Source organism: Streptomyces sp. NPDC093071, from assembly GCF_044754545.1.
In the GTDB taxonomy this organism is placed as follows: domain Bacteria; phylum Actinomycetota; class Actinomycetes; order Streptomycetales; family Streptomycetaceae; genus Streptomyces.
Map to the genome: position 1 here is coordinate 1 of NZ_JBIVPH010000014.1, position 12,353 is coordinate 12,353.

11 protein-coding genes are annotated in these 12,353 nt (G+C 70.4%); 2 read left to right on the forward strand and 9 right to left on the reverse strand.

Features of this window, described 5'->3' with window-relative positions; genetic code table 11:
• Positions 1–268 precede the first annotated feature (268 nt).
• The 3 genes from ACIQD7_RS31905 to thyX all read right to left on the reverse strand — a co-directional run bounded on the left by ACIQD7_RS31905 (position 269) and on the right by thyX (position 3,891).
• Positions 269–1,954 (reverse strand): ribonuclease J, encoded by a 1,686-nt coding sequence (locus tag ACIQD7_RS31905; protein ID WP_121830612.1) that lies wholly within the window; start codon positions 1,952–1,954, stop codon positions 269–271.
• 118 nt (positions 1,955–2,072) lie between these two features.
• A complete protein-coding gene (gene dapA, locus ACIQD7_RS31910; protein ID WP_121830611.1) occupies positions 2,073–2,972 on the reverse strand; it encodes a 4-hydroxy-tetrahydrodipicolinate synthase in 900 nt (299 codons plus the stop codon).
• Between the two features lie 178 nt (positions 2,973–3,150).
• Positions 3,151–3,891, reverse strand: coding sequence for an FAD-dependent thymidylate synthase (gene thyX / locus ACIQD7_RS31915; protein WP_402446394.1), 741 nt, complete (start codon positions 3,889–3,891; stop codon positions 3,151–3,153).
• Between the two features lie 198 nt (positions 3,892–4,089).
• On the opposite strand from thyX, the gene ACIQD7_RS31920 reads away from it, so the two are divergent.
• Both ACIQD7_RS31920 and ACIQD7_RS31925 read left to right on the forward strand, forming a co-directional pair.
• The gene (locus ACIQD7_RS31920) at positions 4,090–4,329 is read left to right on the forward strand and encodes a hypothetical protein (protein WP_383416227.1); all 240 of its coding nucleotides are present in this window, start codon (positions 4,090–4,092) and stop codon (positions 4,327–4,329) included.
• Between the two features lie 54 nt (positions 4,330–4,383).
• A complete protein-coding gene (locus ACIQD7_RS31925; protein WP_402446396.1) occupies positions 4,384–4,947 on the forward strand; it encodes a hypothetical protein in 564 nt (187 codons plus the stop codon).
• Here the strand turns inward: ACIQD7_RS31925 and ACIQD7_RS31930 are convergent.
• From ACIQD7_RS31930 to eccD, 6 genes are all read right to left on the reverse strand, one after another.
• On the reverse strand, positions 4,937–5,389 hold the full coding sequence (locus tag ACIQD7_RS31930) for a hypothetical protein (RefSeq protein ID WP_121830608.1): 453 nt from the start codon (positions 5,387–5,389) through the stop codon (positions 4,937–4,939). The genes ACIQD7_RS31925 and ACIQD7_RS31930 overlap by 11 nt on opposite strands.
• A 5-nt stretch (positions 5,390–5,394) precedes the next feature.
• Positions 5,395–6,147, reverse strand: a complete 753-nt coding sequence (gene dapB, locus ACIQD7_RS31935; RefSeq protein ID WP_402446400.1) for a 4-hydroxy-tetrahydrodipicolinate reductase — start codon at positions 6,145–6,147, stop codon at positions 5,395–5,397.
• A 25-nt stretch (positions 6,148–6,172) separates the two neighbouring features.
• Positions 6,173–7,552 (reverse strand): M16 family metallopeptidase, encoded by a 1,380-nt coding sequence (locus ACIQD7_RS31940; protein ID WP_402446403.1) that lies wholly within the window; start codon positions 7,550–7,552, stop codon positions 6,173–6,175.
• Positions 7,549–9,765 (reverse strand): polyribonucleotide nucleotidyltransferase, encoded by a 2,217-nt coding sequence (locus ACIQD7_RS31945; RefSeq protein ID WP_121830605.1) that lies wholly within the window; start codon positions 9,763–9,765, stop codon positions 7,549–7,551. Before ACIQD7_RS31945 ends, ACIQD7_RS31940 begins: the two co-directional genes overlap by 4 nt.
• A gap of 354 nt (positions 9,766–10,119) precedes the next feature.
• Complete coding sequence (rpsO, locus tag ACIQD7_RS31950) at positions 10,120–10,410, reverse strand: 30S ribosomal protein S15 (RefSeq protein ID WP_015036567.1); 291 nt, start codon at positions 10,408–10,410, stop codon at positions 10,120–10,122.
• 175 nt (positions 10,411–10,585) lie between these two features.
• Entirely contained in the window at positions 10,586–12,085 is a 1,500-nt protein-coding gene (gene eccD, locus ACIQD7_RS31955; protein WP_402446406.1) for a type VII secretion integral membrane protein EccD, read from the reverse strand.
• Positions 12,086–12,353 lie beyond the last annotated feature (268 nt).

A 12,353-nucleotide genomic window follows, 5' to 3' on the forward strand; every position in this document is an offset into this window, starting at 1 on the left:
GGGCTTTTCCCTTCGGTCTTGCGTTTCCGACTCTATCAGATCTTTCCGATCCGATTTCCTCGGTGCTTTCCGGTCCCTTTCGCTTTCGCTCCGGGGGCCTTTCGGCGGTTCCGACTTTATCAGAAGTTCTGAGTCGGATTTCCCGCCTCCCGTTCGGCCTTCCGGGCGCACGTCGGCACCGGGGCTTCCTGTTCTGGCGGAGCCGTAAACGTACTGGAGCGGGGCGCCCCGATGCAAATCGAGGTGCCCCGCTCCGTTCCCGCGCTGGTCAGACCTCTACGACGACCGGAAGGATCATCGGGCGACGGCGGTAGGTGTCGGAGACCCACTTGCCGACGGAGCGGCGGATCAGCTGCTGGAGCTGGTGCGGCTCGACGACGCCGTCCTGGAAGGACTTGTTGAGCGCCTGGTCGATCTTCGGGATCACCGCGTCGAAGGCGGAGTCCTCGATGCCGGAGCCGCGGGCGTGGACGTGGGGGCCGCCGACGATCTTGCCGGTCGACGAGTCGACCACGACGAAGACCGAGATGATGCCCTCCTCACCGAGGATCCGGCGGTCCTTGAGGGAGGTCTCGGTGACGTCGCCGACCGAGAGGCCGTCGACGTACACGTAACCCGCCTGGACCTTGCCGGTGATCCGGGCGCGGCCGTCGACCAGGTCGACGACGACGCCGTCCTCGGCGATGACGATGTGGTCCTTGGGGATACCCGTCATCGCGCCGAGTTCGGCGTTGGCTCGCAGGTGGCGCCATTCGCCGTGGACCGGCATGAGGTTCTTCGGCCGGCAGATGTTGTAGAAGTACAGCAGCTCGCCGGCCGAGGCGTGGCCCGAGACGTGGACCTTGGCGTTGCCCTTGTGGACGACGTTCGCGCCCCAGCGGGTCAGGCCGTTGATCACGCGGTATACCGCGTTCTCGTTGCCCGGGATCAGGGAGGACGCCAGGATCACGGTGTCGCCGGGGACGATCCGGATCTGGTGGTCGCGGTTGGCCATGCGGGACAGGGCAGCCATCGGCTCGCCCTGGGAGCCCGTGCAGACGAGCACGACCTCGTCGTCCGGCAGGTCGTCGAGGGTCTTCACGTCCACGATGAGGCCGGCCGGGACCCGGAGGTAGCCCAGGTCGCGGGCGATGCCCATGTTGCGGACCATCGAGCGGCCGACGAAGGCGACCCGGCGCCCGTACTCGTGGGCGGCGTCGAGGATCTGCTGGATGCGGTGCACGTGGCTGGCGAAGCTGGCCACGATGATGCGCTTCGGCGCGTTCGCGAAGACGTTCCGCAGGACGTTCGAGATGTCCCGCTCCGGCGGGACGAAGCCCGGGACCTCGGCGTTCGTCGAGTCGGAGAGGAGGAGGTCGATGCCCTCCTCGCTGAGCCGGGCGAACGTGTGGAGGTCGGTGAGGCGGCCGTCCAGCGGCAGCTGGTCCATCTTGAAGTCGCCGGTGGCGACGACCATGCCCGCGGGGGTGCGGACCGCGACCGCGAGCGCGTCCGGGATGGAGTGGTTGACCGCGATGAACTCGCAGTCGAACGCTCCCAGGACCTCCCGGTCGCCCTCCTTCACCTCGAGGGTGTAGGGGCGGATGCGGTGCTCCTGGAGCTTGGCCTCGATCAGGGCGAGGGTCAGCTTGGAGCCGATCAGCGGGATGTCCGGCTTGAGCCGGAGCAGGTAGGGGACGGCACCGATGTGGTCCTCGTGGCCGTGCGTGAGCACGATGCCCTCGATGTCGTCGAGGCGGTCCCGGATGATGGTGAAGTCCGGCAGGATCAGGTCGACGCCGGGCTGCTCCTCCTCGGGGAAGAGGACGCCGCAGTCGACGATGAGCAGACGGCCGTCGAATTCGAAGACCGTCATGTTGCGGCCGATCTCGCCGAGGCCGCCGAGCGGAATGACGCGCAGGGCGCCCTTGGGCAGCTTGGGCGGGGCGCCGAGTTCGGGATGCGGATGACTCAAAAGACTCTCCTCACCACGCGCGCCACGTACCCCCTGGCACGTGGCGCGCATGACAATCGTGCACTTGCTGTTGTGGGTGTTCAGTTGTCCAGACCGTGTTCAGTTGTGAAGTCCGTTGTCAGAGTTCTACCCCGCCGGCGGCCAGGTCGAGCCTGAGCTGCTCCGTCTCCTGCGCGGAGAGTTCCACGAGGGGCAGCCTGAGGGGGCCGGCCGGGAGGCCCTGGAGGGCGAGGGCGGCCTTGGTGGTCATGACGCCCTGGGTGCGGAACATGCCGGTGTAGACCGGAAGCAGCTTCTGGTGGATCTCGGTCGCCTTCTGGACCTCGCCGCCCAGGTGGGCGTCGAGGAGGGCGCGGAGCTCCGGGGTGACGACGTGGCCCACGACGGAGACGAAGCCGCAGGCGCCGACGGAGAGCAGCGGCAGGTTGAGCATGTCGTCGCCGGAGTACCAGGCGAGGCCGGAGCGGGCGATGGCCCAGCTCGCGCGGCCGAGGTCGCCCTTGGCGTCCTTGTTGGCGACGACGCGCGGGTGCTCGGCGAGGCGGACGATCGTCTCGGTGTCGATCGGGACGCCGCTGCGGCCGGGGATGTCGTAGAGCATCACCGGGAGCTCGGTGGCGTCGGCGATGGCCGAGAAGTGCCGGTAGAGGCCCTCCTGCGAGGGCTTGTTGTAGTACGGCGTGACCGCGAGGAGGCCGTGGGCGCCGTCGCGCTCGGCCGTGCGGGCGAGCGCGATCGAGTGGTGGGTGTCGTTGGTGCCGATGCCGGCGACGACGTGGGCGCGGTCGCCGACCGCCTCCAGTACCGCTCGTACCAGCTCCGATTTCTCCGCGTCGCTGGTGGTGGGGGACTCGCCGGTGGTGCCGTTGATGACGAGGCCGTCGTTGCCCGCGTCCACCAGATGGGTGGCGAGCCGCTGGGCACCGTCGAGGTCGAGTGCGCCGTCCGCCGTGAAGGGCGTGACCATGGCGGTGAGGACCCGCCCGAAGGGGGTCTGCGGAGTGGAGATCGGAGCCATGGGTAACACGCTACTCGCTGCTCAGCGCCGGGTGTCCCCCTGGGGGACGGAAGAAAGGGAGCCCGGCGCTGCCTGCTCGGGGGTTCAGACAGCGCCGGGTCCGTTTGATCAGCCTAGATGAACTTCGTGAAACGTCGCAATACGGACACTTCGCGTGACGAGGTCGGACATGTGTGCCCTACGGGGCCACGCGCCCGTTCTTGTTGAAGGCGGCGTGGGTCAGCGGCATCAGCCGGGCCCAGTGCTCCTCCATCCTCTCGCCGACCATCTCGATCTCCCGCTGCGGGAAGGACGGGACCGCGGCCAGCTCGTGCTGGGTGCGCAGGCCCAGGAAGTGCATGAGCGAGCGCGCGTTGCAGGTGGCGTACATCGAGGAGAAGAGACCGACCGGGAGGACCGCGCGGGCGACCTCGCGGGCCACGCCCGCGGCCAGCATCTCCTGGTACGTGTCGTACGCCTGCCGGTACGAGTCCTCCATCGAGCGGCTCACCAGGTCGTGCTGCTCCTGGCTGCCCTCGACGAAGACGTACTTGCCGGGGCGCCCCTCCTGGACGAGCTTGCGGGAGGCGTCGGGGACGTAGAAGACCGGCTGGAGCTCCCTGTAGCGGCCCGATTCCTCGTTGTAGGACCAGCCCACGCGGTGCCGCATGAACTCGCGGAAGACGAAGATCGGGGCGCTGATGAAGAAGGTCATCGAGTTGTGCTCGAACGGGCTGCCGTGGCGGTCCCGCATCAAGAAGTTGATGAGGCCCTTCGAGCGCTCCGGGTCCTTCTGGAGCTCTTCGAGGGACTGCTCGCCCGCCGTGGAGACCCGGGCGGCCCACAGGACGTCGGAGTCGGCCGCCGCGCTCTTGACCAGGTCGACGGTGACGTCGCTCCGGAAGTCGATCTTCACGTTCTCGGTGGGGCTGTCGCTCACCAGCGGTCCTTCCAGTCGGGGTGCAGCCGCCCACTTTAACGAGGGGTCCCGGCGGGATCCTCCATAGGGCGGACCCCCTCCTACCGGAGGACTACATTCGGCCGGTTTGGTGAAAACCTTGGCGAAATCGGGCACCGAAAGACCGGTTCTGTCGTCTGTACCTGTGAAGCACGACGACACCCGAGGAGAGTGGACCTGATGCTGCGCCGGCGAGAGCCCGTACCATTCGCGTTCGTCGCGGAGGCCGACCACTTTCGCAGTAACGTCACTCCACCGCCCCGGGAGCGCCCCAGCGCCTCGCAGCTCGTGGGCCGCACCCTGCTCGGGCTGACCGTCGTGGCCGGTCTCGTCGGGTCGCTGGTCCTCGGGATGCCCTCGCTCCAGTCGGGTGACTCGGCCACGCGTCAGCAGCAGTCCGAGGCCTCCGACAACCGCTGAGGTAGCCTCACCGGGCATCGCCCCTTCGAGCGTGCTTGTGAGTGAGGATCTGTCGTGCCCCTGCCCTTTCTGACGGCCGACCATGCTTTTGACGCGAACGACCAGGTCGCCCTGCCGTTCGACGACCACGACCAGTGGCGTCGTCCGTACCGGCCGGGGTCCTGGCGGGTCGGGGCGGCGGCGCTTTCGCTGCTGCTCGCCTCCTTCGTCCTGCTCGCCGCGGTGATCGTCGCCGCGGCGGGCTCCGTCGGCGGCGCGACCGTCACCTTCGGCATCGCCGGACTGATCATCCTGGCCACCCTGCGGATGCTGCGGATGGGCACCTGGGTGAGCCGGGCCGGCGTGCGGCGCGTGGGCTTCCTCTCGACCGTCACCGTGCCGTGGGCCAAGGTGACCTCCGTACGGACCGTCCAGCAGCCGGTGCGCTGGCTGGGGCTCCCCCGCACCGTCCAGGGACAGGCCCTGGTGCTCGGCCGGCAGGGTGGTGAGCAGCTGCTGCTGCTCACCGACCACAACGCCGACTTCCTCTCCCGGGTCGAGGCCTTCGACCGGGCGGCCGACACGGTCGAGGCCTGGAACGCCGAGTACGGCACGGCCCCGGTCGCCGCTACGCGCTGACCGGGCGCCCCTCGTGGAGCGCGATGGCCCGCTGCATCGCCTCGCGGGCCCGGGGGGTGTCGCGGGCGTCGTGATAGGCGACCGCCAGCCGGAACCAGCAGCGCCAGTCCTCGGGCGAGTCCTCCGTCTCGGCCTTGCGCCGGGCGAAGACCTCGTCGGCCGAGTCCCGGTCGATCCGGCCGCCCGCCGTGCGCGTCAGCTCGTCGACGGGCAGACCGCCCTCCGCCTCCAGCTCGGCGGCGAGGCGGTTCGCCCGGCGGGCGAAGCGGGTGTTCTTCCAGAGGAACCAGCCGCCGACCAGGGGCAGCAGGAACGCCACCGCGCCCATGCCCATGGCGGCCGGCTCGCCGGTGAGGAGCAGCAGGACGCCCTCCATCCCCACCACGCCGAAGACCAGCACGAGCACGGTGGAGAGGAAGACGTACGTGATCTTTCCACCCACGGCCGTCAGCCCAGGTCCAGGAAGTGCTCCAGGCCGAAGGTGAGGCCGGGGGTGGCGGTCACGCGTCGGGCCCCGAGCAGGATGCCCGGCATGAAGCTGGAGTGGTGCAGGGAGTCGTGCCGGACGGTGAGGGTCTCGCCCTCGCCGCCGAGCAGCACCTCCTGGTGGGCGAGGAGCCCGCGCAGGCGTACGGCGTGCACCGGGACGCCGTCGACGTCGGCGCCGCGCGCGCCGTCCAGGGCCGTGGTCGTGGCGTCGGGCTGCGGGGCGCAGCCTGCCTTCGACCGGGCCTCGGCGATCAGCTGGGCGGTGCGGGTGGCGGTGCCCGAGGGGGCGTCCACCTTGTTCGGGTGGTGCAGCTCGACGACCTCGACCGACTCGAAGTACGGGGCCGCGATCTGGGCGAACTTCATGGTGAGGACCGCGCCGATGGAGAAGTTCGGGGCGATGAGGACGCCGGTCCCCGGGGCGGCGTCGAGCCGGGTCCGCAGCCGCGCGAGGCGCTCCTCGGTCCAGCCGGTGGTGCCGACGACGGCGTGGATGCCGTGGCGCAGACAGAAGTCGAGGTTCTCCATCACCGAGTCGGGCGTGGTCAGTTCGACCACGACCTGGGCGTCGGCCTCGACGAGCTTCTCCAGCCCGTCGCCGCGGCCGAGGGCCGCGACCAGTTCCATGTCCTCGGCGGCCTCGACGGCCCGGACCGCTTCGGAGCCGATGCGGCCCCGGGCTCCGAGGACCGCCACGCGCAGCTTGCTCATTGCTCTTCCTTAGGGGACTCGTGGGTCAGGAGACCGCTTGCCGGAGGCGGTCGGCCTGCTTGTCCTTCAGCGGGCCGATCACCGCGAGCGAGGGTCGCTGCTCCAGTACATCGCGGGCGACCTCCCGGACCTCGTCCGGGGTGACGGCGGCGATCCGGGTCAGCATGTCGTCGACCGACATCTGGCTGCCCCAGCACAGCTCGCTCTTGCCGATGCGGTTCATCAGCGCGCCGGTGTCCTCCAGGCCGAGCACGGTCGAGCCGGAGAGCTGGCCGACGGCACGGCGGATCTCCTCGTCCGTGAGGCCGTCGGAGGCGACCTTGTGGAGCTCGTCCCGGCAGATCTTCAGGACGTCGTGGACCTGGCCCGGCCGGCAGCCCGCGTACACCCCGAAGAGGCCGCAGTCGGCGAAGCCCGAGGTGTACGAGTACACGCTGTAGGCCAGGCCGCGCTTCTCCCGGACCTCCTGGAAGAGGCGGGAGGACATGCCGCCGCCGAGGGCGGTGTTCAGCACGCCGAGGGCCCAGCGGCGCTCGTCGGTGCGGGCCAGGCCCGGCATCCCGAGGACCAGGTGGGCCTGCTCGGTCTTGCGGCCGAGGAGCTCGACGCGGCCCGCCGCGCGCAGGGTGCGCCGGCCGTCGCGGGGGGCGACGGGGACGGCGTCGGTGCGGGTGAGGGCGCCGGCCTTCTCGAAAGCGCGGCGGACCTGGCGCACCACCGCGGCGTGGTCGACGTTGCCCGCGGCGGCGACGACCAGGTGGGTCGGGTCGTAGTGCTTCTTGTAGAAGCGGGCGATCTGGTTCCGGGTGAGCGCGTTGACGGTGTCGACGGTGCCGAGGACCGGGCGGCCGAGCGGGGTGTCGCCGAACATCGTCTGCGCGAACAGCTCGTGCACGACGTCGCCGGGGTCGTCCTCGGTCATCGCGATCTCTTCGAGGATGACGCCGCGCTCGGCGTCCACGTCCTCGTCGAGGACGAGCGAGCCGGTGAGCATGTCGCAGACGACGTCGATCGCGAGCGGCAGGTCGGTGTCGAGGACCCGCGCGTAGTAGCAGGTGTACTCCTTCGCCGTGAAGGCGTTCATCTCGCCGCCGACCGCGTCGATCGCGGCGGAGATGTCGAGGGCGGACCGCTTGTGGGTGCCCTTGAAGAGGAGGTGTTCCAGGTAGTGGGTGGCGCCGTTGAGCGCCGGGGTCTCGTCGCGGGAGCCGACGTGCGCCCAGATGCCGAAGGTGGCGGAGCGCACGGAGGGGAGGGTCTCGGTGACGATGCGGAGGCCGCCGGGGAGGGTCGTACGGCGGACCGTGCCGATGCCGTCCTTGCCCGGGAGAAGCGTTTGGGTACGGGCGACGGCCCGCCCCTCCGAAGAGGGGCGGGCCGTCGCGCGGGGACTACGGGACGTCACTTGGCGGCGTCGTCCTTCTCGCCCTCGGCGTCCTCGTCCGCGATCACGGGGATCAGGGAGAGCTTGCCGCGCTGGTCGATCTCGGCGATCTCGACCTGGACCTTGGAGCCGATCGCGAGCACGTCCTCGACGTTCTCCACGCGCTTGCCGCCGGCGAGCTTGCGGATCTGCGAGATGTGCAGCAGGCCGTCCTTGCCCGGGAGCAGGGAGACGAAGGCACCGAAGGTGGTGGTCTTGACGACCGTGCCCAGGTAGCGCTCGCCGACCTCCGGCATGGTCGGGTTGGCGATGCCGTTGATCGTGGCGCGGGCGGCCTCGGCGGCCGGGCCGTCGGCGGCACCGATGTAGATGGTGCCGTCGTCCTCGATCGTGATCTCGGCGCCGGTGTCCTCCTGGATCTGGTTGATCATCTTGCCCTTGGGGCCGATGACCTCGCCGATCTTGTCCACGGGGATCTTGACGGTGATGATCCGCGGGGCGTTGGGGGACATCTCGTCCGGCGTGTCGATCGCTTCCATCATCACGTCGAGGATGTGGAGGCGGGCGTCGCGGGCCTGCTTGAGGGCCGCGGCCAGGACGGAGGCCGGGATGCCGTCCAGCTTGGTGTCGAGCTGGAGGGCGGTGACGAAGTCCTTCGTACCGGCGACCTTGAAGTCCATGTCACCGAAGGCGTCCTCCGCACCGAGGATGTCGGTGAGGGCGACGTAGTGCGTCTGACCGTCGATCTCCTCGGAGATCAGGCCCATGGCGATGCCGGCGACGGGGGCCTTGAGCGGCACACCGGCGTTCAGCAGCGACATGGTGGAGGCGCAGACCGAGCCCATCGACGTCGAGCCATTGGAGCCGAGGGCCTCGGACACCTGGCGGATCGCGTAGGGGAACTCCTCGCGGGTCGGGAGGACCGGCACGAGGGCGCGCTCGGCGAGGGCGCCGTGGCCGATCTCGCGGCGCTTGGGCGAGCCCACGCGGCCGGTCTCGCCGACGGAGTACGGCGGGAAGTTGTAGTTGTGCATGTAGCGCTTGCGGGTCACCGGGGAGAGGGTGTCCAGCTGCTGCTCCATACGGAGCATGTTGAGGGTGGTGACGCCCAGGATCTGGGTCTCGCCGCGCTCGAACAGGGCGGAGCCGTGCACGCGCGGGATGGCCTCGACCTCGGCGGCGAGCGTACGGATGTCCGTGATGCCGCGGCCGTCGATGCGGACCTTGTCCTTGATGATGCGCTCGCGGACCAGCTTCTTGGTCAGCGCGCGGTAGGCGCCCGAGATCTCCTTCTCGCGGCCCTCGAAGGCCGGGAGGAGCTTCTCGGCGGCGAGCTCCTTGATGCGGTCGAGCTCGGCCTCGCGCTCCTGCTTGCCGGCAATGGTGAGCGCCTGGGCGAGCTCGCCCTTGACGGCGGAGGAGAGCGCCTCCAGGACGTCGTCCTGGTAGTCGAGGAAGACCGGGAACTCGCCGGTGGGCTTGGCGGCCTTGGCGGCGAGGTCCGACTGGGCCTTGCAGAGGACCTTGATGAAGGGCTTCGCGGCCTCGAGACCGGCGGCGACGACCTCCTCGGTCGGCGCCTCGGCGCCGCCCTTGACGAGCTGGACGGTCTTCTCGGTGGCTTCGGCCTCGACCATCATGATCGCGACGTCGCCGTCCTCCAGGACGCGACCGGCGACGACCATGTCGAAGACGGCGTCCTCGAGCTCGGTGTGCGTCGGGAACGCGACCCACTGGCCCTTGATCAGGGCGACGCGGGTGGCGCCGATGGGGCCGGAGAAGGGCAGGCCCGCCAGGATCGTGGAGGCGGAGGCGGCGTTGATGGCGACCACGTCGTACAGGTGGTCGGGGTTGAGCGCCATGATCGTCTCGACGATCTGGATCTCGTTGCGCAGGCCCTTCTTGAAGGAGGGGCGCAGCGGGCGGTCGATCAGGCGACAGGTGAGGACGGCGTCCTCAGAGGGGCGGCCCTCCCGGCGGAAGAAGGAGCCGGGGATCTTGCCGGCCGCGTACATCCGCTCCTCGACGTCCACCGTCAGGGGGAAGAAGTCGAGCTGGTCCTTGGGGCGCTTCGAGGCGGTGGTCGCGGAAAGGACCATCGTGTCGTCGTCCAGGTAGGCGACGGCGGAGCCGGCGGCCTGCTTGGCGAGGCGGCCGGTCTCGAAGCGGATGGTGCGGGTGCCGAAGGTTCCGTTGTCGATGACGGCCTCGGCGTAGTGGGTCTCGTTCTCCACTATGGGGTTCTCCTACGTGTTCGTCTTTGCGTCCGGGGCCCGTGTGGCCGGGGACGGTGTGCGACGGCGGCGGAGAAGCTCGCACTCGGAGGGCGGGCCGGTCTTCGATCGAAGCACCCGGGGTTTCGGTTCCGGGGGCCACTACCGAGGACCGGCGGCTGGCCGGCGGCTTCTCGCTCGTCGTATGGGGTTGTAGCTACCAGACTAAATGTCCGGGTGCACTTCGCGCACGTACGGCGGCGCGTGCTACGGCCCGTACGGCCGTGTGTGCGACGCGTGCGGGCGTGCGTACGAGCGTGTGTACGGCAAAGGGAGCGGCTCCCTGAACGCGGGAACCGCTCCCTTCACGGCGTCTTACTTGGCGCCGCCGGCCGCACCGCGGCGGATGCCGAGGCGGTCGACCAGCGTACGGAAGCGCTGGATGTCCTTCTTGGCCAGGTACTGCAGCAGGCGGCGGCGCTGGCCGACCAGGATCAGCAGACCACGGCGGGAGTGGTGGTCGTGCTTGTGCTGCTTGAGGTGCTCGGTCAGGTCCGAGATGCGACGGGACAGCATCGCGACCTGGACCTCGGGGGAGCCGGTGTCGCCCTCCTTGGTGCCGAACTCGGCCATGATCTGCTTCTTGACGGCGGCGTCGAGAGCCACGCGGATCTCCTCTTGGTTCGTGCGCCCGCGAGTGCCCCTGGTCTAGGTCTCAGGGGAAGCTTCCGTGACTCGACGGGCGAAGGTCCGATGGGCGCAGCTTCCAGAGGGTTCCCGAGCGTGTCGGGGGTCTTCCGGGAGCGCGTACACAAACGGCCGTCACACAGCGTACCAGGGCTCAGGACGTCATCGCCCGGACGGAGTGGTAGACGTCGAAGACCGCGAGGCAGAGCGGCAGCAGCGTGAGGAGGACGAAGGTCTCGGCGATCTCCAGGAAGCGGCCCCAGAAGGGGGTGACGCCCTTGCGGGGGACGATCAGGCCGATGGCGGTGATCAGCGCGGCGACGCCCGCGACGGCGGCGGAGAGCCAGATCGTCCGGATGTCCAGGCCGGTGCCGTCGCCCTTGAGGGCCTCCTGGATCAGCTCCGGGGGCGGGTTCAGGCAGAGGCCGAGGCCGAGCAGCACCAGGGCGCCGAGGCCGGCCCCGAGCGCGCAGCCGACCTGCGCGGTGTAGCGGAAGAGGTGGGCGCGCATCAGCATGGCGACGCCGGTGGCGAGCGCCAGGAGCTGGCCCCAGACGTTCTCCGAGAAGCCGAGGACGGCCGCGGCGGCGACGGCGACGAGGGCGCAGCCGCCGACGAGGCCGACCAGGAGCTCGTGGCCGCGGCGGGCCTGGGCGGCGATGCGGACGGCGTCGACCGGGCCCTGCGGCTCGGCCTCGGTGCCGTAGCCGCCGACGGCGGTCCTGGGCGGGTCGAAGCCGATGGGGAGCCGGGCGAAGCGGGTGGAGAGTCCGGGCAGGAAGGCGAGGGCGCCGACGGCGAGGGGCGCGCAGACGGCGGCGGTCTCGGACGGCTTCAGGTTCGTCAGGACGGCCACGAAGCCGACGAGGAGGCCGACGGCGGAGGCGAGGACGAACGCGACGAACGGGCCGTCGCCGCCCGGGGAGACGATCGTCAGGATGACGGCGAAGACGAGGACGGCGGCGCAGGCGAGGAGGAACTGGAGCTTGCCCATGCCCTGTCCGGCCGCCAGGGGCAGCAGTCCGGCGCCGGCGACGGCCGCGTTCGCCATGGCGCCGGTGCCGAGGGCCACGGCGGAGCCCCGGTCGTCGTAGACCCGGGCGCGGACGCCGGCGAGCGCCAGGAGCAGGACGCCGGTGACGGCGGCGAGGACGCCCGGCAGGCCGTGGGTGTCGTGCCGGGGGTCGGCCGTCCACAGCACGAACGCGAGGAGGACGAGGAGGACGGAGCCGCCGAAGAGTCCGGCGCCGCGCATCAGGGCGTCGGACCAGAGGGTGCGGTCGCGGGCCACGGCGGAGGCGACGGCGTCCGAGACGTCGTCGAAGACCGCGGGCGGCAGGGACTCGGCGAAGGGGCGCAGCGAGAGCAGTTCGCCGTCGAGGATGCGCTGGGCCGCGAGCGAGCGGCCGGCGTCGAGGACGGTGCCGTCGCGGCGCACCAGGTGGTAGCCGACCGGGGCGCCCGGCTCCGGGGTCTGGCCGGAGAGGCGGAGGACCTCCGGGTAGAGGTCCGCGACCGCGACGTCCTCGGGCAGGGCGACGTCGACGCGGCCGTCGGGCGCGACGACCGTGACGCGGCAGAAGCCGGTGCCGCCGTGGAAGACGGGCGCGGGGGCCGACTGGCCCGGTCCGCTGGCCGTGGCTGGGGCCGTCATACTCACCTGCTGCTTCCCCTCGTGGTGATCCTGGCCGGCGGGCCCGGCGCCGCGCTCCGGGCGCCGTGGGGCCGGGTGCGCCGCGCTCCGGACGATGCGCTCCGAATGACCCTTTATTTTGCGATAGCTCATGGGTGCGCAAACGTTTCGGGTCACCCTACCGCCCACCCGTGACTCCGTACCAAAGTAAGATCCGTCCCCGCGGATGGATCTCGTCGCCACGGGGGCGCCCAGAGGAACTTTCCGTCCGGCAACGGAAATTGGTGAG